The sequence below is a fragment of the Asaccharospora irregularis DSM 2635 genome (assembly GCF_900129815.1).
GTDB lineage: Bacteria > Bacillota > Clostridia > Peptostreptococcales > Peptostreptococcaceae > Asaccharospora > Asaccharospora irregularis.
In genome coordinates this window covers 1-22,350 of sequence record NZ_FQWX01000036.1, presented here as the reverse complement: position 1 = coordinate 22,350, position 22,350 = coordinate 1, and the positions used below count along the sequence as shown (strand labels likewise).

23 protein-coding genes, 3 rRNA genes and 1 riboswitch are annotated in these 22,350 nt (G+C 31.4%); all 26 genes read right to left on the bottom strand.

What is annotated here, in order from left to right; all coding sequences use genetic code 11:
* Window positions 1-167: ribosomal RNA gene (locus tag BUB34_RS10900) — 16S ribosomal RNA — on the bottom strand; the annotation flags it as partial.
* 279 nt (window positions 168-446) lie between these two features.
* Entirely contained in the window at window positions 447-1,040 is a 594-nt protein-coding gene (locus BUB34_RS10895; protein WP_073127245.1) for a precorrin-2 dehydrogenase/sirohydrochlorin ferrochelatase family protein, read from the bottom strand.
* 136 nt (window positions 1,041-1,176) lie between these two features.
* Window positions 1,177-2,142, bottom strand: a complete 966-nt coding sequence (hemB, locus tag BUB34_RS10890) for a porphobilinogen synthase (RefSeq protein WP_073127243.1) — start codon at window positions 2,140-2,142, stop codon at window positions 1,177-1,179.
* 104 nt (window positions 2,143-2,246) lie between these two features.
* A complete protein-coding gene (cobA, locus tag BUB34_RS10885) occupies window positions 2,247-3,749 on the bottom strand; it encodes a uroporphyrinogen-III C-methyltransferase (RefSeq protein ID WP_073127249.1) in 1,503 nt (500 codons plus the stop codon).
* Window positions 3,739-4,644 (bottom strand): hydroxymethylbilane synthase, encoded by a 906-nt coding sequence (hemC, locus tag BUB34_RS10880; RefSeq protein WP_073127241.1) that lies wholly within the window; start codon window positions 4,642-4,644, stop codon window positions 3,739-3,741. The genes cobA and hemC overlap by 11 nt, the downstream gene beginning before the upstream one ends.
* A gap of 26 nt (window positions 4,645-4,670) precedes the next feature.
* Complete coding sequence (locus BUB34_RS10875; RefSeq protein WP_073127239.1) at window positions 4,671-5,396, bottom strand: cobalt-factor II C(20)-methyltransferase; 726 nt, start codon at window positions 5,394-5,396, stop codon at window positions 4,671-4,673.
* A 21-nt stretch (window positions 5,397-5,417) separates the two neighbouring features.
* Window positions 5,418-6,218 (bottom strand): sirohydrochlorin cobaltochelatase, encoded by an 801-nt coding sequence (locus BUB34_RS10870; protein ID WP_073127236.1) that lies wholly within the window; start codon window positions 6,216-6,218, stop codon window positions 5,418-5,420.
* 46 nt (window positions 6,219-6,264) lie between these two features.
* The gene (gene cobK / locus BUB34_RS10865; protein WP_073127234.1) at window positions 6,265-7,014 is read right to left on the bottom strand and encodes a precorrin-6A reductase; all 750 of its coding nucleotides are present in this window, start codon (window positions 7,012-7,014) and stop codon (window positions 6,265-6,267) included.
* Window positions 7,011-7,736: a precorrin-3B C(17)-methyltransferase gene (cobJ, locus tag BUB34_RS10860; protein ID WP_073127232.1), complete on the bottom strand. Its 726-nt coding sequence runs from the start codon at window positions 7,734-7,736 to the stop codon at window positions 7,011-7,013. Before cobJ ends, cobK begins: the two co-directional genes overlap by 4 nt.
* A 42-nt stretch (window positions 7,737-7,778) precedes the next feature.
* A complete protein-coding gene (gene cbiG, locus BUB34_RS10855; RefSeq protein WP_073127230.1) occupies window positions 7,779-8,822 on the bottom strand; it encodes a cobalt-precorrin 5A hydrolase in 1,044 nt (347 codons plus the stop codon).
* Entirely contained in the window at window positions 8,806-9,558 is a 753-nt protein-coding gene (locus BUB34_RS10850) for a cobalt-precorrin-4 methyltransferase (protein ID WP_073127227.1), read from the bottom strand. Before BUB34_RS10850 ends, cbiG begins: the two co-directional genes overlap by 17 nt.
* A gap of 1 nt (window position 9,559) precedes the next feature.
* Window positions 9,560-10,120, bottom strand: coding sequence for a decarboxylating cobalt-precorrin-6B (C(15))-methyltransferase (locus BUB34_RS10845; protein ID WP_073127225.1), 561 nt, complete (start codon window positions 10,118-10,120; stop codon window positions 9,560-9,562).
* Window positions 10,110-10,718, bottom strand: a complete 609-nt coding sequence (locus BUB34_RS10840; protein ID WP_073127222.1) for a cobalt-precorrin-7 (C(5))-methyltransferase — start codon at window positions 10,716-10,718, stop codon at window positions 10,110-10,112. Before BUB34_RS10840 ends, BUB34_RS10845 begins: the two co-directional genes overlap by 11 nt.
* Window positions 10,715-11,905, bottom strand: coding sequence for a cobalt-precorrin-5B (C(1))-methyltransferase CbiD (cbiD, locus tag BUB34_RS10835; RefSeq protein ID WP_073127220.1), 1,191 nt, complete (start codon window positions 11,903-11,905; stop codon window positions 10,715-10,717). The genes BUB34_RS10840 and cbiD overlap by 4 nt, the downstream gene beginning before the upstream one ends.
* Before the next feature lie 8 nt (window positions 11,906-11,913).
* The gene (locus BUB34_RS10830; RefSeq protein ID WP_073127218.1) at window positions 11,914-12,546 is read right to left on the bottom strand and encodes a cobalt-precorrin-8 methylmutase; all 633 of its coding nucleotides are present in this window, start codon (window positions 12,544-12,546) and stop codon (window positions 11,914-11,916) included.
* Window positions 12,500-13,423 (bottom strand): GHMP family kinase ATP-binding protein, encoded by a 924-nt coding sequence (locus BUB34_RS10825; protein WP_073127216.1) that lies wholly within the window; start codon window positions 13,421-13,423, stop codon window positions 12,500-12,502. Before BUB34_RS10825 ends, BUB34_RS10830 begins: the two co-directional genes overlap by 47 nt.
* Before the next feature lies 1 nt (window position 13,424).
* The gene (locus BUB34_RS10820) at window positions 13,425-14,495 is read right to left on the bottom strand and encodes a pyridoxal phosphate-dependent aminotransferase (RefSeq protein WP_073127214.1); all 1,071 of its coding nucleotides are present in this window, start codon (window positions 14,493-14,495) and stop codon (window positions 13,425-13,427) included.
* A 15-nt stretch (window positions 14,496-14,510) separates the two neighbouring features.
* Window positions 14,511-15,458 (bottom strand): adenosylcobinamide-phosphate synthase CbiB, encoded by a 948-nt coding sequence (gene cbiB, locus BUB34_RS10815; protein WP_073127247.1) that lies wholly within the window; start codon window positions 15,456-15,458, stop codon window positions 14,511-14,513.
* 16 nt (window positions 15,459-15,474) lie between these two features.
* On the bottom strand, window positions 15,475-16,839 hold the full coding sequence (locus BUB34_RS10810; protein ID WP_073127211.1) for a cobyrinate a,c-diamide synthase: 1,365 nt from the start codon (window positions 16,837-16,839) through the stop codon (window positions 15,475-15,477).
* Between the two features lie 9 nt (window positions 16,840-16,848).
* A complete protein-coding gene (locus BUB34_RS10805) occupies window positions 16,849-18,363 on the bottom strand; it encodes a cobyric acid synthase (RefSeq protein WP_073127208.1) in 1,515 nt (504 codons plus the stop codon).
* 160 nt (window positions 18,364-18,523) lie between these two features.
* A riboswitch (cobalamin riboswitch) is annotated at window positions 18,524-18,703 on the bottom strand.
* A complete protein-coding gene (locus tag BUB34_RS10800; RefSeq protein ID WP_073127206.1) occupies window positions 18,695-19,336 on the bottom strand; it encodes a histidine phosphatase family protein in 642 nt (213 codons plus the stop codon). (Overlaps the previous riboswitch by 9 nt.)
* A gap of 57 nt (window positions 19,337-19,393) precedes the next feature.
* Window positions 19,394-20,173: an adenosylcobinamide-GDP ribazoletransferase gene (gene cobS / locus BUB34_RS10795; RefSeq protein WP_073127203.1), complete on the bottom strand. Its 780-nt coding sequence runs from the start codon at window positions 20,171-20,173 to the stop codon at window positions 19,394-19,396.
* Between the two features lie 4 nt (window positions 20,174-20,177).
* Window positions 20,178-20,738 (bottom strand): bifunctional adenosylcobinamide kinase/adenosylcobinamide-phosphate guanylyltransferase, encoded by a 561-nt coding sequence (cobU, locus tag BUB34_RS10790; RefSeq protein ID WP_073127201.1) that lies wholly within the window; start codon window positions 20,736-20,738, stop codon window positions 20,178-20,180.
* 29 nt (window positions 20,739-20,767) lie between these two features.
* Window positions 20,768-21,814 carry a nicotinate-nucleotide--dimethylbenzimidazole phosphoribosyltransferase gene (gene cobT, locus BUB34_RS10785; RefSeq protein ID WP_073127199.1) on the bottom strand — a complete coding sequence of 349 codons (1,047 nt, stop codon included), beginning with the start codon at window positions 21,812-21,814 and terminating at the stop codon, window positions 20,768-20,770.
* A gap of 190 nt (window positions 21,815-22,004) precedes the next feature.
* Window positions 22,005-22,121, bottom strand: a 5S ribosomal RNA gene (gene rrf, locus BUB34_RS10780).
* Window positions 22,122-22,219: 98 nt separating this feature from the next.
* A 23S ribosomal RNA gene (locus BUB34_RS10775) occupies window positions 22,220-22,350 on the bottom strand; the annotation flags it as partial.

Sequence of the window (22,350 nt, the reverse complement as noted above, 5' to 3'; positions counted from 1 at the left end):
TTATCCTGTATTAGCATACCTTTCGGTATGTTATCCATGTGTATGAGGCAGGTTACCCACGCGTTACTCACCCGTCCGCCGCTCTCTTCCGAAGAAGATCGCTCGACTTGCATGTGTTAGGCACGCCGCCAGCGTTCATCCTGAGCCAGGATCAAACTCTCAAATAAAAGTTTTGTTTTCCTTGCTCAGACTAATCATTATCTGAATATCTGGCTTGGTTTGTGTTGTTTCAATTCTATAAATTAACCTACTGTTTAATTTTCAAAGTTCAAGTCTAGTGACTGAGTCACCATTTTTACAACTTCTTAAGTTTAACAAAGTTTTTATATGTTGTCAAGCTTTTTGTTGTTGTCTTTATTTTTTCTTTTTCTCGTTTGCCCTTTTCTTAAGGACAAGTAATACTATATCACCTTTAAAATATAAGGTCAATGCTTTTTTTCACTTTTTTATTTTATATGATTTTCACTTATTGCCTTTAATTCTTCTAAACTAAGTTCTACCAATCTGTTGAGCATCTCTTTCTTTTCTGATTTTTTTTCGTATTTTCTTATAATATCTTTTCTAACTTCACCTAAAACCCTCGTATACTCTTCATAACTTTCATCATATTTATCTTCTAATTCTTTTTTTATCTTCGATGATAGAGAAGGACTTTTACCTCCTGTTGATATACTAATCAATAAATCTCCTCTTTTTACATAGGATGGTGTTGTGAAATTAGACATTTCTATACTATCTACTACATTTACTAATTTAGAATTGTTTCTGCAATATAGCCCTATCTCTTTATTTATTTCTTTGTTATTTGTAGCAGCTACAACTATAAAACTGTCATTTATGTACTCTTCTTTATAGTTGTCCTTGACTAATTTCACTAAATTTCTATCTAGCTTATAGAATTCATCTATAAATTCTGGAGATATTACAGTTACATTGGTTTTAAAGTTTATGAAGTTTACACACTTTCTGTACCCAACTTCTCCTCCACCTATTATTACTACTCCCATGTCCTCTGTTTTTATATTAATTGGATAAATCATATTTAACAGTAACTCCCCTCATTATAGTAAAAATACAATCCACTTACTTTACCTAAATAGGTCCCCTAAAGTGATGGCTACTTTGGTATAAAAATTTCCCCTACCAAACGTAGCCATTTGTATTATAAATGATATTTTATTTCTTTAACATTTTTGCTATATCTTTTGCAAAGTAAGTTATTATTATATCTGCACCTGCTCTTTTTATTGACATTACAGATTCATATATAGCCTTTTCATCTAATAACCCTTCTTTAACTGCTAGCTTAAGCATAGAATATTCTCCACTAACGTTATAGGCTGCAAGTGGTAGATTAAAGTTATCCTTTACTCTTCTTATTACATCTAAATAAGATAAAGCCGGTTTTACCATTAGTATATCTGCACCTTCTAGCATATCAAGTTCAGCCTCTAAAACTGCCTCATTAACATTAGCTGGGTCCATTTGATATGTTTTTCTATCTCCAAATGATGGTGCTGAGTGGGCTGCTTCCCTAAATGGTCCATAGAAATTAGATGCATATTTTACACTATAAGCCATTATCCCAACAGTTTCTAGCCCATTTTCATCTAGAGCTTCTCTTATAGCTTCTATTCTACCATCCATCATATCTGAAGGTGCTACCATATCTGCTCCTGCCTTTGCGTGGCTTACTGATATTTTCGCCAAGTACTCTAAAGTCTGATCATTGTCTACATATCCTTCTTCTGTTAATATTCCACAATGGCCATGACTTGTATATTGACACATACAAACATCAGTTATTACATTCATATTAGGGTCTATTTCCTTTACTTTTCTAATAGCTTTTTGAACTATACCATTATCATTGAATGCCTCTGATCCACAACAATCCTTTTCGTCCGGAATACCAAACAGTAGTATATGCTCTATTCCTAATTCGTTTAATTCCTTAATTTCTTCTTCCAATCTATCTACAGATAAGTGATATACATCTGGTAAAGATTTAATCTCTTCTTTTATATTTTCTCCCTCTACAACAAATAGTGGGTAAATTAGATCTTCTATATTTACTTTAGTTTCCCTCACTAAATTTCTTATTGAGTTACTAGCTCTTAATCTTCTAGGTCTTCTTAACATACCATTTCCTCCAAATAATTCATAAATTTATATTAAATGCAGCCAATTAAAACTGCAGATTAGGCCAATTTAAATACAAAATATAAAATACTAATTACTAATTACTAGCAATCTCTTATAATCGTATCAACAACACCATTAACTGTGCATACATCCGACTCCTTATAACAACCGATACCCAAATCATTAATAGTATCTCCAGTTATAGGTCCTATAGATATTACTTTTATGCCTCCTAACAGATTTATATTTTCTCTACCAATTATCTCTATAAAATTTTTCACAGTAGAAGAACTTGTAAAGGTAATATAATCTATCTCTTTAGAATTTAATATATCTAAAATCTTTTCTTTTCTGTTAGTATCAACTACAGTTCTATATGTATGTACCTCTTTTACAGTACAAATTTCACTTAGTTTATTTACCAAATAGTCTCTTGCATTTTGAGCCCTTGGTATTAAAACTTTGTCTTCTTTATTTATCTTTTTCTCCAATTCTTCATATAAAGACTCTGCTACAAATCTCTTAGGAACTATATCAGCTATAATCCCTCTTTTTTTCAATTCATCTGAAGTAGAGGATCCCACTGCACATATTTTTAAATTAGATAATACTCTACAATCTAGTCCCATCTCACTTAATTTATCAAAAAATATATCTACACCATTTTTACTAGTTAAAATTAAATATGTATACTTAGATATTTCCTTAATTTCAGTCTCAAGAACTAGATTATTTTCTATTTTTTCTGTTTTTATAGTAGGAATCTCTATGGGATTTCCACCTAAGTCGTTGATTTTCTCTACTAAAATGCTGTTTTGAGTTCTAGATCTAGTGACAATTATATTTTTGCCAAATAAAGGTTTCTTTTCAAAGAAATTTAACTTCTCTCTTAATTCAACTACAGAGCCGACTACAATTAATGTTGGTGATTTTACATTTTCGTTTTTAGCTACTTCATATACATTCTCAAGATTTGTTGTTACCACTCGTTGGTTATGCCTAGTCGCCCAACTTATTAAAGCTACTGGTGTATTTTTGTCTTTTCCTTCTTTAATTAAGTTATTACTTATACTCTCTAAATTAGAAACACCCATTAAAAACACAAGTGTTCCTTTATTGTTAGCTAGTGCATTCCAATTAATTGTTTTGCTCTGATCATCCCTTAAATGCCCCGTTATTACATGAAATGAAGAAGCATGGTCTCTATGTGTTATAGGTATACCTGCATAGCACAACCCTCCTATAGCAGAGGTTATGCCGGGAATAACCTCAAAATCTATCCCCTCATTTACAAGTATCTCAGCCTCTTCTCCACCTCTACCAAATACATATGGATCTCCACCTTTTAACCTAGTAACTACTTTTCCTTCTTTAGCCTTGTCAGATATTATTTTATTTATATCTTCTTGGCTTAATACGTGGTTACTAGATTCTTTTCCTGCATATATAAATTCGCAATCAGGCTTAGCTTCCTTTAAATAATTGCTATTAGCTAATCTATCATAGACTATAACATCTGACTTTCTTATACACTCTAACCCCTTTAATGTGATTAATTTATAATCCCCGGGTCCCGCTCCTACTAAATAAACCTTACCTTCCATAGTTTTCATATTCCTCCAGTATAACCTTAGATAATTTAAGACCTAATTCTCTAGGGTTGTAAATATCTCCATCAATTGATTTTACAATTAAACGCTCACCATCTTCATCACCAAATAATCCAGTAAGTTTTATAGACTCTCCATCAATATTGCAGTATGCACCAATAGGTATGTGACAACTTCCCTCTATTCCCTCCAAGAAGGCTCTCTCTGCAGCAACCTGTAACTCAGTGTTTTCATCCCTAATAGAGTCTATTAACTTTTCTAGTTCTACATCATCTTTTCTTATCTCTATTGCCAATGCTCCTTGGGCTGGTGCCGGTATAACTACCTCTATTGGTAAATAACAACTTATCCTATGTTTTAAATTGGCCCTTAAAACTCCTGCTGCTGCCAAGACTATTCCATCTAAGTTTTCCTCTTCTATCTTTCTTATCCTGGTATCTATATTTCCTCTTATCGGAACTACGTTTAAATCAGGTCTGTATTTAAGTAACTGGAATTTTCTTCTCTTACTCCCTGTCCCAATTTTAGCTCCTTTTGGTAAATCTTCTAAGCTTTTATATTCTTTTTTTAATATCAAAACATCTCTTGGATCTTCTCTCTCAGGTATACTTGCAAACTTCAGTTCATCCGGCAAATACGACGGCATATCCTTCATACTGTGTACCGCCATATCTATTTCGCCTTCTATTAATTGTTTTTCTATTTCCTTTACAAATAAACCCTTGTCTCCTATTTTATCAAGGGAAATATGCTGAATTATATCTCCTTTTGTTTTTATAACCTTTACCTCAAAATCAATCTCTGGATATCTTTGTTTTAACACATCTATTACCCAGTTTGTTTGTATCAAGGCTAACTTACTTCCCCTTGTCCCAACTTTTATATTCATACTACTTCTCCTTTAGATATTATCTCTTAGCAAACCTCGCCTTCACTTTTTGCTAGTCTTTCTTTGTTTACTAATATTGTAGAGAAGTACGATATTTTATCCTCTAGATGTACATCTCTTAGATTCTCATATACGGCTTCATTATTTTGAGAAGAATTACTTACTAAAATAGAATAATCTAATAGATTATTTTTTTCTAATTTTTCTATTATCTTTTTAAAGTTCTTATAAACTTTCATCAGCACTATTGAACTATAATTCTCTAAAGCATAATCAATCTTTTCTTCGTCCATTGTACATGGTATTATTACCAAGGCTTCTCTGTCCATTACAAGTGGGAAATTATGATTTGATGCTATATTAGAAAATGAAGAAATACCAGGTATAGTCTCTATGTCTACACTTCCCATAAGTCTCTCCATTATATATACGTATGTGCTATAAATCATAGGATCTCCTAGAGTAACAAATCCTACATTTTTTCCTAACTTTACGTCATCAATTATTTCCTCTGATATTTTATTCCAAGCTACTATCTTTTCCCCACTATCAAAGTTCATTGGAAAATGTCTCGATTTTATCTCCAATGATTCAGGAAGATAATCTTTAACAATAGATAAAGCGAGACTATCCCCTCCTTTTTTTGATTCCGGAGTATATAAAATGTCTATCTTTTTTAATGTTTCTACTGCCTTAAGGGTTATTAAAGAACTATCTCCAGGTCCTGTACCTATTCCATAAAATTTTGCCATATCAAATTCTCTCCTCAATAATTAACTTGTTATCTCCAGTTCTTCATGAATTGTTTTGCAATCAAATGCATGATTTAAAAACTTTTCTTGTATTTTAGGGTTCTCTCCTAGTCCGCTCATATAAACTTTTACATTAAATCCCTCACTAGTTAATACACTCTTCCAAGAATCCTCATCATCACTAGCCATATCATTTATAGCATGATCACCTGCAACTAGCATAAAAGGCATTAAGTTTACTTTCTTTATATTGTCTTGTTTTAATCTTTTTATTACATTCTCTAGCTCTGGATACCCTTCAACAGTTCCTACATATGCATTTATCCCCGCATCTCTCATCATATATTCCAAAGTAGGGTATGCAGAATGTAGTTCATGTGATGTACCATGTCCCATAAATACTACAGTCTCGTCTTCTTCCATTTGTGGAATTTGGTGTCTTACTATTTCTACTGTTTCTTTGTAGTCATCTATATATTTTAAAAGAGGTCTACCAAGAACTATTTTTCTAAACTTATCTTTATAGCTATTAACTTGGTCTTTTAGCTTATTGTATTCTTCTCCACATATTATATGAAGTGTCTGTACTATTACCTCTTCATATCCTTCTTCAAAAATTCTATCTAGTGCTTGTATCGGATTTTCTATGCAAATATTGTCTCTTCTCTTTATTTTATTTATTATCATATTTGATGTATAAGCCCTAAAGAAATCATATTCTTTTAAACCTTCTTTTATTTTATTTTCACAAGCTTCAATTGTTTTTTTTCTTGTTTGTTCATAACTTGTACCAAAACTTACGACTAAAACGGCTTTTTTCATATCATTCTCCCTAATAAATTTATTGTATGTTTCATGTGTTACTTTTTTATATCAAACTCTCTAATTCATCTAAATCAGTTATTACTTTTGGGTAATTTAACTTTTCCCTAGCTATAATCACTATAGGTATATTTAGCTGCTCACATGCCGATACTTTTTCTAAAAATCCACCCTGTGCACCACTTTCTTTGGTGATTACTAAATCTATATTATAGTGTTCATAAGTTTCTTTATTCATTGATACGCTAAACGGACCTTTCATTGCTATTATATTATCTGCATTTAGTCCAAGCTTCTCACAGATTAATAAAACTTCGCTAGTTGGCAAAACTCTTGCCACTAAATTTTTGTTTTTTATCTTATCTACATATACATCTAAATTTTTACTTCCTGTCCCTATAAATATATTCTTGCCTTTGTTATTTGCAATCTCACAAGCTTCATCTATACTATTCACTATAAATTTATTTTCATAAGATATACCTTCAATCAAAGACTTTCTTTCATATCTTATGTATTTTATGCCGGTTAATTTTGCAGAACTAATAGCATTTTTAGATACTTCCACAGCATACGGATGAGTAGCATCTATTATAATACTTATAGATTTGGTTTTTATAAGGTTTATCATATCCTCTTGCCCTAATTTTCCTAACAAAACATCAGTTGTATGCTTTTTTGTAATAGTTTTTCCATACTCGGTTGTAACTGAAACAATATATGACAAATTAGGGTATTTATTTAACTTATCACAAATAGCTAAACTATCAGATGTCCCTCCTAAAACTAAAATCATACTGTGTATCCTCTAGGTGTTATAATTAAATCTTCATGTATAAACGTTGATTTATTCCCAACTATAACCATAGTAGTCATATCTACCCTATCAAAATCCATATTATCAAATGTGCAAATAAATTTTTCTTCGTTTTCTCTACCAGCATCCTTGACTATACCTACTGGAGTTTTTCCATCTTTGAACTCTGACATTATTTTAAACGCTTTGCTTAAGTGTTCACTTCTACCTTTACTTCTAGGATTATATAGGCAAATTACAAAGTCTGCATCGGCAGCTAGTTTTAACCTTTTTTCTATTACTTCCCATGGTGTAAGTAAGTCACTTAAACTTATATGACAAAAATCATGCATAATAGGCGCTCCAAGTATTGCTGCTGCTCCTATACTAGCAGTAACCCCTGGAACTATTTTTACCTCTACTTTTTGTTCTTCTTTAGATACTAATTCCAAAACAAGACCTGCCATTCCATAAATTCCTGCATCCCCACTACTTATTACAGCTACATTCTTCCCTGTTTTAGCTATTTTTACAGCTTCTGTGCATCTATCTATCTCCTGTCTCATTCCATTTTGAACTACTTCTTTATCTTTTATAAATTCATGTATCAAGTTTATATAAGTTTTGTATCCAACTATTACCTCTGAATTTTCTATAGCATTTATTGCTTCTAAAGTCATCATTTCCTTGCTTCCAGGTCCAATACCTATTACATATATCATAGTTTATCTCCTTATAAAACTCAAAATTATCTATATCTCAAACTATCTATGCCAATTAATCTTACCTATAGAAAAAGTTATTCCTCTGTACTTTCTTTTTTTTACTATTAAATTTCCACCACTTAGAATATATGCCACTGGTTCTGATACAGAAGATACTCCTACATTTTTTTTCACAAAATCAGACTTATCAAATAAATGCTCTACTTTTGATATTTCTTTAGAGCTTATTAGTTCAAAAGGCACAGATAGTTTTTCTGCTAAGTCATTTATCGCCTTCTCATCTTTTTTTATATCTATACTGCCGATTTTATTTATGGATTTTATGTCTATATTTTCTGTATCAAATAAATCTATTAATGATCTATATAGTAGCTGAGTGTCTGTTTCTTTTCTACATCCTATTCCTACAACTATATCCCTAGGTATTACTTTTATAAATTTTCTCATGTTAGCAATACTTGCATCTAAAGCTTCAATTTTATTTTTATTGCTTATAACAACTAGTGTTTTAAACTCTTCTATTTCAAATCTAGAGTTATCTAAAGAGTTTATAACTTTAAAGCCTCTTGTATCTACTTTGTAATCTCCGTCTATATACATTAGGACTTCTTTAGCATTTACCAAAAGAGAATTTACATTTTTAACATTTTCCCTAAAATCTTCGATATGTGCGTTTAATGTTTTTGCTATCATATCAAGTGAAGCTTTTTTATTTACATCTGTCGCAGTTGTTATTACAGGATTTGCCTCTATCATCTCACTTATATTTATGGTCATTTCATTTGCTCCACCTATATGACCACTAAGAAGACTTATAACATTTTGACCTCTATCATCCATAACTAAAATCGCGGGGTCTTCAAATTTATTTTTTATGTGTTTCGCTATAGATCTAACTACTATGCCTGTCGCCATTATAAAAATTATATAATCGTACTCTTTAAATGTATTTTTTACTATTTCATCTAAATTTTTATTTACTATATAAACCTTGCTATTTATTAAGTTCTTACTTATCCTGTATGCTAATTCTTGCCCGTTTTTAGTTATAGCAATTAGAGCTATTTTATCCTCTATACTCATGTTTAAAATCCTTATCGTATAATTTAGAGTTATTATACTCTTCTCCTAAGAATCTTCCTACCATTATTAGTGCTGTCTTGTTTATATTGTTTTTTCTAACTTTAGCAGCTATATCACTAAGTACTCCCTTTACAACTTTCTCATCTGTCCATGTGGCCTTATAAATTACTGATACAGGTGTGTTTTCTGGATAACCGCCTTCAATAAGCTTATCAACTACTTTTTCTATCTCTTGTACAGACAAAAATATTACCATTGAGGTTTGATGAGCTGCAAAAGACTCTATTGATTCCTTCTTAGGAACTGGAGTTCTTCCTTCCATTCTAGTTATAATTACACTTTGGGATATTTCAGGAACTGTGTATTCAACACCTAGGGATGATGCTGCTCCTAAAAAAGAACTTACTCCCGGTGTACAATCATAATCTATACCTAATTTATTTAAGTCCTCTACTTGTTCCCTTATTGATCCATATATTGAAAAATCTCCTGTTTGAAGTCTAACTACACACTTATTATTTTGTATTCCATTTTTCATAACATCTATTATTTCTTGCAAATCCATGTGAGCGCTATTATGTATTTCACAGCCCTCTTTGCAATACTCTAAAAGTTCTGGGTTTACTAAAGACCCTGCATATATAACTACATCTGCATTCTTTAGTAAGTTATATCCCTTTAACGTTATCAATTCTTTGTCTCCAGGCCCTGCCCCTACGAAATGTACTTTATTCAATTTAATTTCCCCCTCGCTCACATGATATTATATAAATTGGATTTAGAGGTTTAAAATATTCTCCACTTCCTAAGCTTTCCAACTTTGATACATTTAGTACACACACGTCTATATTCAAAAATCCACTTTCTCTTAGTAATCTTAAAGTCTTATTAAAGCTATCAACTATTATAAAGTTGGCTACAAGTTTTCCTCCTATATTTAAAAGAGACTTTGACCAATTTATAATTTCTTCAAGATTTTCCCCACTACCACCAATAAATATTGCGTCAAATCCTCCATCTAAATCTATTGGAGCATAGCCTTTTTTAACTTCTACATTTTTTAGCTTAAACTTATCTATGTTTTTATTTATTAAATCTATTGCCTCACTCTTAAATTCTATTGATGTGACTTCTAAGTTTGGATAGTGATATGCAGCCTCCACGCTTATAGTCCCAGTACCCGCTCCTATATCCAAAAATCTTTTTGCATTTATTAAGTCTAGTTTGTTTATAGATATAGCTCTGACTTCTTCTTTTGTAATAGGCACCTTCCCTGTTATAAACTCGCTATTTCTCATCTAATATCACCACTACATTCATATCAAATTTTTCTATCTTCAATATATCCTCTGGCCTTCCTACTGTTATTTTTTCATCTAAGTAAGATAGGTTTTCTCCAACAACAATAGTTTTATTTAGGTTTCTATTTATTATTTCTAAGCTTATCTCCTTAGGTCCTATTTTATCATCTGTTACCATACACACTTTTTTGTGAGAAAGTATATAATCAAAATCAGGTATTTTACCATGGCTGCTTGTTATATATAGGTCATTCATATCTATATATATTTTTGAGAATATATATTGTAACGAGCTTATACCAGACACTATGTTTAAATCTTTTTTATCAATATTTTGGGACAAATATCTGCCTATTCCATAGATAGAGGGGTCTCCTGAAGCAATTACAGATATTTGTTTTTCTTTGTTGGAGTTTATATATTCTAAAACTTCTTTTAAATTGGAGTTTAATTCAATTTTACTCCCTCTAAAATTCTTTATAGAATCTAAGTTTCTCTTTCCGCCTATTAGTACCTCTGATTTATATATTAGATTCTCTCCTATCTTTGTTGTATAATCTAAATTCCCAGGCCCCAACCCTATTATATTTATCATCTAAATTCCTCCACAAGTAAGTCTGCATTATTAGATTTACCTAACAAGGTTTTATCCATTGAAAAAATCATAACCTCTACATCTATTTTTCTTTTATCTTCATTTAAATGCTGGATAATTCTATCCCTACACTTATTACTTATTATATTAAATAAATCTTCATAACCATTTCTTATTATTATATCTACAGCTTCTTCTGCAGTTAAACACTTGCTTATCTCTTCTAAAATACTATAGGGAGCTTTCATTAGAGCAAGATTTGAAACCAAAATTTCACTCCTAGCATCTGCCACCCTACTATGAGTATTGAATATTCCGGCTGAAAGTTTTATAAATTTGCCTATATGACCTGCCATAAATATTTTTTTGTATCCCATTCTTTGAGCTTCTTTTATAATATATCCTATAAAATTACTAGTTCTCACTACATATTTTGTATCTAACTCTAGCTTTTCTTTTATGAATTGCTCTCCGTGATTTCCAGGTACTAAGATTATCTTATCCAACCCCTGTTCTTTTTTCATTTGAAGTTCTATGGATATGGACTTTTTCCATCCCTCATCACTCATCGGTTCTACTATACCTGTTGTACCTATAATAGATATCCCACCTACTATTCCTAGTTTTGGATTAAATGTCTTCTTAGCAATTTCCTCGCCTTGTGGTACAAATATCGTTATCTTCAAAACTTTGTTTTTTCCAAGGCTTTTTTCTATGTCTTGACCAATTACTTTTATTACCTCAGATTTTATCATCTTAACTGGAGTCGGATTTATTGCTGCTTGTCCTACCTCTACACTCAAACCTTTTTTGGTTACTATCCCTACTCCCTTTCCTCCACACAAGACAATACCTTCAGTATAATCTAAACTTTTTTCATTGTATGTATCTATAGTTACGAAACTATCTGTAACTTCTGCCCTTGCATAAATATCAATTCCATGTGTCGCATCTATATCGTCTCCACCATCTTTTTTGATTGAACACTCAACATACTTTTCACCTATATCTATGTTTTCAACTTTTAGGAATAGTGGGATTCCCTTTGGAGTATCTATATTTACTGTTTCTAGTTTCTTTTTGGTTAGTAACATATGAGACGCTGCCTTGGCCGCCCCCGCTGCACAGGATCCTGTTGTATATCCTCTTCTATACTTTTTACCATCTATATATACATATTCTTCCATAAACACTCCTAAATAGTATATAAAATGGCATTTATTATTGCTGCTGCTAAGTTGCTACCACCTTTTCTTCCCTTTGAAATTATATAGGGTATCTCTGTATTTTCTAACTCATATTTAGATTCTGATGCTCCCACAAATCCAACAGGTACACCTACTACTGCATCTACATCTAATTTACCTTCATGTTTCATCTCAATAACTTTATACAATGCAGTTGGTGCATTCCCAAGTACAAATATTTTCCTTCCGTCTTCTCTTGCAGCAATTTCAACCGCTGCCATAGATCTAGTAATAGACTTTTCTTTGGCTAATGATGCTGTTTCTTCATCTGCCACTAAGCATTTATATTTACATCCTAACATATCTAATCTCTTTTTGTTTATTCCACTTAATGCCATATTCGTGTCTGTATATATCGTAGCCTCATTTTTTAGAGCTTCTAATATAACATCAACTGCAGAATCAGAAATTTTTAAAATATCCAAATAATCAAAGTCCGCCGTAGTGTGTATTGCCCTTTTTATTATCTTTTCTTCTATTTCATCTTTAAATTTATAGTCTGGTCTAATTTCATCTATTATATCTTGAATTATCTCAAAGCTTCTTTCTTCTATCTTCATAGGATTTTTTATGTATTCCATCCTTTTCCCCCCTAATTCCACCATGTACAATATCAAGTGTATAAATGTTATTGTAAGCAAGGTTTATCTTTTTTTCTGTTAGCATTTCTATCAATCTTATGTCATTCATAAACTGGTCTATTAAAATTCCGACTACTGTACCGCTATGGGCGATATTCACTCCGTATGCTCCATATTGTTTAGATATCTCTATTATTTCTCTTAGGTACTGCTTTTTTACTATGCTTTCGTTGGCCAAACTACTCATTGTACATGCATTACCAACCATAGTTAAATCATTATTTTTTATCCCTTGTTCCAAAAGTCGAAAAGCTTCTTTTGTTATATCAGCATTTTTTAGTTTTAGTTCATTGTAATTTGAAATTTTTCTAAGCTCTATAGTGTCCAAGGTTCTATTAGGCTCTAACACCACTACTCTAGAGTTTGTTATATTGCCCAAATTCTTCTTTACTTTACCATTTAGTGGATTAAATACATTGCCCTCTTCTATAAATATGGAGTCCGTTGGTTCTATCTCAGCAGCTAGTACCGATATTTCTTCATTGGTTAGACTCTTGTCTATAAGACAAAGAGTCGCCTTTATAGTGGCCCCTATATCTGCTGTTGAACTTGCCATACCCTTTCCAATAGGTATGTTACTACATATATTAAGAGATATATTTTTTGTTTCCTTAACTGGTAAATTAAACTTTTCAAATACTTTTTCAATAGCTCGTCTAGATTTTTTTGGACCTATATCTATATTTTTTAACTTTTCCTCAACTTTCACTGTCGAGTACATATTTACAGCATATGAACATAGATATTCTTTATTTTCATCTAGTATCCCCTGGACAAACTCCCCGCATGAGGCTGGACATATTCCATAAGCTTTCATTTTAATTTCCCACAAGCTTTCTAAGGTTCTTTATTAAAAGTTCATTATATTCACGAGATTTTATGGCTACCCTTATAAACCTATCGTCTAAGCCTATAAAATTTGAAGCGTCCCTTATTAGTATAGAGCTCTCCTTAAATAATTTTTCTTTTAGTTGACCTGATGTTGTGTTGTGAAGTTTGATAAGTATAAAATTTGCGTCCGTTTCATATACACTTATATTTTTTATTTTTCTCAACTGATCTATCATATAATTTCTTTCTTCTATATAGTAATTTTTACTATCATGTATATATTTTTTATCCTTAAAAATATAGTTTGAAAGTGTGTCTGCAAAAGAGTTTACTGTCCAAGGTTCCTTATATCTATAAATACTATCTATGATTTTCTTATTACTTGTTACTCCATATCCTAACCTCAACCCTGGCATTCCAAAGAATTTTGTGACTGCTTTTAGTATAAATATGTTTTTATGTTCTTCTACGTAGCCAACCAAGCTATAGTCTTTTTCATGTTCTACAAACTCCATAAACGTCTCATCTATTATAAGTAGTTTGTTATTTTCTATCATCAACTTCATGAGAGGCTTTATATCTTGAACCTTCCCATTTGGGTTATTTGGATTACAAATAAATAGGCTCTCAAATTTATCTATATTTTTATTTATATTATCTAAGTCTATTGTAAAGTTGTTTTTTTCATCTAATTCTAAATTTATTATCTCTAATCCATTTAAATCTGCACTTCTCTTATACTCTGAGAATGTAGGATTTAAAATCGCAAGCTTTTTACCTATACTTTTCATCAACAAGTATATAATCTCTGTCGCTCCATTTCCTGGAATTATAAAGCTAGGATCTACACTTATATACTCCGAAATGTTGTTTCTTAGGCTCCAATAATTTATATCTGGGTATTTAGTGCAATTTTTTAACCCCTCTAGTATATAATCCTCTAGGTCATTTACTAATTTAGAGTTTATATTTGAACTAAAATCAACTATATCTTGTGGATTTTTCCCATACTTTTTTGCCATACTTTCCACATTAGCCCCGTGTCCTAAATCTTTCATCTAAGTCCTCCTCAGTTACAATATTACTATATATCCTAATGTAAACAATAATAGAGAAGTTATTGATGTGGCATACATTATTCTATTTGTCCTTTTTATATCTTCTGTCTCTATTTCTCTAGTTTTATCACCTATTGTAGGCTTATATACTGCCTTTCCAAAATAAATATTTGTACCTCCAAGCTGTATACCTAGTGCTCCTGCTACTGCTCCTTCTGAATAGGCACAGTTAGGGCTTTTATGGTTCTTTCTATCCCTGATTGAAATTTTCATGCAATTTTTATAATCGTATCCAACCAAAAGACTTCCTATAGTCATTAGAACTACCGAAATTCTCGCTGGTATATAATTTGCTATATCATCAATCTTTGCAGAAGCAAATCCTAAGTCTTTGTATTTATCATTTTTGTACCCAACTGTGGAATCTAATGTGTTAACTGCCTTGTATGCCATAGCAAGAGGAGCTCCTCCTAAAAATGCATAAAACATAGGTGCAACTATTCCATCAACAGTATTCTCTGCGACTGTTTCTACTGTGGCTCTAATAATTTCTGCCTCACTTAAATTGGTTGTATCCCTTCCGACAATATAGGATAACTGTTTTCTAGACTTTTTTATATCCTTAGTTTTTAATACATTATATATTTTTATGGCCTCATCTTTTAGACATTTTGTAGCTAATGTAGTATAAATTATTATTGAATTCATAACCATAAAAGCTACTCTATTAAAGCTAAATACCTTCAAGATACAATAAGTTACAAGGTATGTGGTTCCTACAGTTATAATCCATAATATGAACCCTCCAAGCTTTAAAGCCTTGTCAGTTTTTGCTAGTTTTCTTATTTGCTTTTCAACTAATTTTATTAGACTTCCTATAAATCTAACAGGATGAGGAAAAGAGTACGGATCTCCAATTATTAAATCTAGTATATATCCTATATAAATAGATACTAGATAAATAGATACTATATTCATATTACTCCTTTCCCCTTTCCAAGAAGTTTACTAAACACTCTAAGTTATTAAAAAAGTGTGTGTGTAAATATGTAGCCAAAGTGTTTTCTTTGCTATAGCCGCCATCCCATTCATCTACCACTTTTCCTTCTCTTTCTTTTCTCATTGTATACGCACAATTTTCATCGCTTTCAAATACTGAGTGGTGAAATTCATGTCCCTTTATAATATCGCCCTTTTTGGATAAAATCGTGTCTTTCTTTGCAACTCCATAGCAATAGCCAAATCTTTTTAATGATGAAGTCATTCTACTCGTTCCTCTAAAGATACCAATCATATCATAATTTTTATCATCTGTATCTAAAAGCCTTTCTCCTAGATACATAAGTCCTCCACACTCTGCATATATCGGTATTTTTTTATTATGCGCCTCTAATATAGAGTTTCTCATGGATTTATTGTTGTGTAGGTTTTTAGCAAATATCTCCGGGAAACCTCCTCCAATATATATGTATTCACATTTTGGAACTTGACTGTCTTCTAATGGGCTGAAGTACTCAATATCTAAACCAAGCTGTTCTAAGAGTTCTATATTCTCTCTATAATAAAAGTTAAATGCTTTGTCGTATGCAACTGCTACTTTCTTTTTAAATACTCTATTAGTTTTTATAAACTCATCTAAATTAAAATCTGATTTTATATCTTCACTCTCTGATATTTCTATTATTCTATCTATATCTATATATTTCTCTATCTCACTCGCTAAATTATTAAATTTTTCGTTTAGGGAATCTAATTCCACACTCGGTATCAATCCTAAATGTCTAGAATCCAAGGAAAATTCACTATTTGGTGGAAAATACCCTAGCACCTCTACATCACAGTACTTTTCTACTGCACTCTTTATTATTTCATAATGCCTTTTTGTCTTTACATTATTTACTATCACACCTTTTATGTTTACATCTTTATCAATTTCCTTGTAACCTAGTACCATTGCTGCACTAGATGCAGCCATCGCTTTTCCATTTATAACTAATATAACTGGTGCTTTTAGTATTTTTGATGTATAAGAACTGGTGCAATCATCTAAATCTATCCCAAATCCATCATATAAACCCATTACTCCCTCTATAACAGATATGTCAGCATCACTTGAGGACTTATTGACTATATATTTTATTTTTTCATCATCTAACATATATGAATCTAAATTTCTTGAGTGCCTCCCAGTTATAAATGTATGATAAGACGGATCTATATAATCAGGGCCTACCTTGTACGACTGTACCTTCATTTTTCTTTTTGATAATGCTTGCATTATTCCAAGGGATATTGTCGTCTTTCCAACCCCGCTACTAGTCCCTGCTATCAAAATCTTTTTCATTAATTTCACCTAACCCATAATCTCATATATTTTTTCTATATCTAAATGTTCTCTTAGAAAATCTGCTAACTTATCGTATTCCTTGTCCTTAAACTCATCAAATGAGGCAACTTTACTTTCTAGTTTTTGTAATCCTCTGTTCTCTCTTACGTTGTTTAAAAGATGTCTAGTAAAATCTATATCATCAAATATGCCATGTATATAAGTCCCTAATACGTTGCCACCAGTATTTATACTTCCTTCTTCATAATCTACATTTTCATCTAATCTTTTAATTATTCTTCCTAGACTTTGAGTTTGATTTCCTATCCTACTAGTACCCATATGTATTTCATATCCTTTTACTACTTTTTTACCAAGGTTTTTCATATATCCTGGTAAGTCATCATTTATTTTGGCCTCTACCTGAGTTGTAGTTTTTCCCTTTTCAAAGGTAGTTTCTATATCCAAAAGACCTATTCCATCTATTTCTCCAATTTCTCCTTCTACATGATATGGATCTCTTAATTTTTTGCCTAACATTTGGTATCCGCCACATATTCCTATTACCAATTTCCCTCTTTTTTGCAGTTCTTTTATTTGGTTTTCTAATCCATTGTCTCTTATATACTTTAAATCATTTATTGTGCTCTTCGTTCCTGGCAGTATTACTATATCAGGATTCCCTATTGTTTCTCCGTAATCTACATATCTAACACTTACATCTTCTTGAGTCTCAAATATATCAAAGTCTGTAAAGTTAGACATATGAGGAAGTCTGACTATTTCTATATTTATATCATTTTTTTTCATTTTATTTTTAAATTTAGTAGTTACGCTGTCTTCATCTTCTATTTTTATATCTGTGTAAGGGACTACTCCTAAAACAGGTACCTTTATAATGTCTTCTAGCATTTTTACTCCATCTTCAAAAAGCTCTTTTTTCCCTCTAAATTTGTTTATTATTACTCCTTTGACCCTCTTTTTTTCGTGTTCTTCTAACAAAAGTATTGTCCCTGCTATAGAGGCAAACACCCCTCCTCGATCTATATCTCCCACTATTATTACTGGTGCATCTGCAATATCTGCCATACCCATATTAGCAATGTCTCTATCTTTTAGATTTATCTCTGCGGCACTTCCTGCCCCTTCCATTACTATTATATCGTGTTTACTGCTTAGGCTTTCAAATATATCCCTTAATGTATCTACTAACTCGCATTTATATTCATGGTAATTGGCTGATGACATCTCTTCTCTTACCTTCCCATTTACAATGACTTGACATTTATGATTTCCAGATGGTTTTAAAAGTATTGGATTCATCTCTACCGTAGGCTCTGTTTTTGCAGCTTCAGCTTGAAAAACTTGAGCTCGTCCCATCTCAAGTCCTTCTTTTGTTATAAAGGAGTTTAGAGCCATGTTTTGCGACTTAAATGGGGCAACACTATATCCATCTTGTTTAAATATCCTACATAATCCAGCTGCTAAAATACTTTTTCCCACATTAGAGGCCGTTCCTTGCAACATTATTTTTTTACTCATGACATTAGTCCTCCTAGTAAAAGTTTACTTAGTATTAAAAAAATCCCAACCCTTCATGAGCTGAGATTCTAATAATTTTGTCCATAATATTCAAATTTATATTAACCTACATATAAATTTCATAAAATATACAATAAATATCTTTCACCCCGAAGAATTCATCTTTAAATTAATATAGGCAGGTATCCTGGCTTAACTTCATCCTAGTCCTATTCCTTCCCGTCAAATAACAGTGGTTTTATTATAGTTTCGTCAGTTTTACAGTAGCGGGGGCTGCAAAGGCTTTTAACCTTTTTCCCTTTTAATATATTTTCATATCACCTATTTTAATCTAATATTCACTTTTTATGTTAATAAAACTCGTGTTGTTCATCATCGTCATCACAGTAAATCCATTGTCAATCTCTAAAATACTAACTGATGCGTTATCAATTTTAAAGTTCCAATGAAATTTGTAACTATTACCTATTAAATAGGCTATTATATTCCTTATAGTTCCTCCGTGTGAGCATATAAGTATATTTTTATCTTTATTAGAGATATTCTCATCTCTATCTTCAAGTACTATCTTGTCTACTTCTCTTTTTACTCTTTCATAAGTATCTATTAAACTTTCTCCATTTGGATATCTATATTCATATCCCTTTGATACCATCTTCTCAAACTCTCTCGGGTACTTGGATTTTATACTTCTAAAGTCCATACCCTCAAAGTCTCCAAAGTTTATTTCCTTTAAATTACTACTCTCTATTATATCTATTGATTTAGCTTTTGCCAAATCTTTTATTGTATCTTTTGTTCTAGAGGATGTCGTTGTATATATTTTATCTATAGTCATTTCATTTAAAAATTTTGTAAGATGTTGGATTTGTACTATCCCCTCTTTGCTCACAGAACTATCTATACTTCCAGATAATTTATTGTTTTTATTGTCATCTGTTAGTGCATGTCTAACTAATATTAATTTAATCATAAACTTCCTCCATGAGGTAAACCACACTGTGTAAATAACTAACTACCTAGGTTGTATTTAAATAAGGCTTACCAAATAAATATATACTAAATAAACTAACTCTGAAAGTTCTGCGTTACAACCTAGAATATCTCCCGTTATTCCATCAATTTTTTTATATGATATTTGTTTTACTAATTTTGCAAATAACATTACTACTATGGTAGAGCTTATAACCTTTATAATTTCTATGTATGAAGCAAAAAATATTAATTTTCCTACTAATAAAACTATCGCCGCACTGTATATTGTCGCTATAATAAGCATTCCTAAAGTACCGTGCCCTATAAACAGATTACCCATTCCTCTTTCCCTAGGGCTTACTGTTTTGTATGTCAATACCATTAAGCCTAACCTTGCATAAACTGGCATAAACACTATAGTCCACATTAGATTATTATTTATTAGATTATATATAAATCCTATTTTAAGTAAAATCAAAAATAGGATTGCTAAAAGTGAGTTTATTCCCAGCCTTGAGTCTTTCATTATTTCCAACATTTTTTCTTTATCTCTATAGCTGTATAAAGCATCAAATGTATCACCTAATCCATCAATATGAATTCCACCTGTAAGTATTACATGAATTAAAGTAATAATAATTGCAGTTAAAAAAGGGTCAAAAACTAATATAGATACTTTTCCCACTAAAAAAATTATTACCCCTAAAATAAATCCGACAAGTGGAAAATAGGCTATTGTCTTATGAAATTCCTCATCAAAACCAAGGTCTATATTTATAGGTATTCTAGTCAAAAACTGCAGTATTAAAATAAATCTCTTTATATGTTTCTTCATATGTTTACCCCTTTATCTTCATAGGTATTCCACTTACTACAAAGTAGACTTCATCACTACTTAATGCTATTTGTTGATTTATTCTTCCTGCAATGTCAGAGTACACTCTACTAAGCTTGTTTGCTGGAACAATTCCCATTCCTAGTTCATTTGTTACCAAGACAAAGTATAAATCCGTCTTTTTTATTTCTTCTATTAGATTATTTACCTGACTTTTTATATAAAGTTCTAACTCGTTTATTTCTTCTTGATTAGCTTTATCTATATCTACATCATAATTAAACATCAGGTTATTTACGAGTAGAGTTACACAATCTAATATAACAGTTTGATGTTTTATTGATATATCATTAATGATTTTATAAATATCTCTATAAATTTCATATGTATTCCAATTCTTTGGTCTAACCTCTTGATGCTTTTTCACTCTGTTTTTCATTTCATCATCAAACGCTATTGATGTTGCTATATATGCTGTGGAGTTATTTCTATCCCTACAAAGATTTTCTGCAAAATTACTCTTTCCAGACCTAGCTCCTCCTGTAACCAAGATAATTCTGCTCATATTAATTCTCCTTCTTTTCCTGTTTACTATTATCTACCCATATCAATTTCGTCAAAAGTTGCCATATTCTTATAAGTATAATTTGATGCTTCTATTATATTGAACGCTAGAGCTGCACCGCTACCTTCTCCTAGCCTCATATCCATATTTAAAATAGGGCTTAATTTTAAAATTTCTAATGCTTTCTGAGTACCCTGTTCAGCAGACATATGAGATGCAATCATATATTCCTTGCACTTAGGGTTTATCTTGTATGCTATAAGTGCAGCTGCATAAGATATAAATCCATCTATAACAACAGGTATTCTATTTGCACTACATCCCAAAATCACACCCGCCATAGCTCCTATCTCAAAGCCTCCGACTTTAGCCAACACATCTATTCCATCTGTAGGATTTGGATTATTTAATTCTATAGCTCTTTTTATTACTTGTGCTTTATGTTCTAGTCTCTCTTTTTTTAGACCCGCTCCTATTCCTGTTATCTCTTCTGGTTTGCAACCACAAATAACAGATACTATGGCAGTACTTGGAGTTGTATTTGCTATTCCCATTTCCCCAATACCTATAATTTTGTAGTCTTTCTTTATACATTCTTCGGATACCTCTATCCCTATTTCTAAAGATCTTATAGCTTCTTCTCTACTCATAGCTGGGCCCTTTGCCATATTAGAAGTTCCTTTTCTTATCTTATAGTCTAAAACACCTTCTAATCTTTTATCACAATTTATTCCCACATCTACAGCTACTACATCAGCGCCTACAAATTTACTTATCACCCCTACCCCACAAAGACCCTTTGTAAAGTTAGGAAATTGAAGTACAGTTATATCTTGTGGATCTGGGGCTACTCCTTCTTCATAAACTCCATGATCTCCAGCAAATGCTATTATAACTTTTTTTGATGTGTCAAATTCTTTTTGCTCATATATTCCTGCTAATTGCATACAAATATCTTCCATCTTTCCCAAGCTACCCTTTGGTTTTATTAATCTGTCCAACCTCTTTTTAGCCTTCTCCATAGAAGATTTATCTAAAGGATATATATTCCTAGAGATATTTTCTAATAAACTCATTTCTTTCCCCTCTCAATCTATATAAATAGAAATATACTAAAATTTTGTTTTATCTTTATACTCACAATTACTATTATATATGTAATTGTCTATCTATTTCAAATTATTATATATTTTATCGAAAAAAAAAGAATCTTTGTTTAGATTCCCTTGTTTAGATATTATAATTTTCTTATACGCAAAAAAGACTACGTGGCTACGTCCTACTCTCCCAGGCAGTTGCCCACCAAGTACCATCAGCGCTAAAGAGCTTAACTTCTGTGTTCGGAATGGGAACAGGTGTATCCTCTTTGCTATAATAACCACATAATCTTTTATAAAAAGAATTAATTATTTAATTTTATAAACTATATAACTAAATATTAACACTTTCAAAACTGTATATATAAGTGAATGAATCATATATTGGTCAAGTCCTCGATCTATTAGTATCAATAAGCTAAATACATTGCTGCACTTACACCTTTGACCTATCAACCAGGTAGTCTTCCTGGGATCTTAACCTTACGGTGGGAAATCTTATCTTGAAGTTGGCT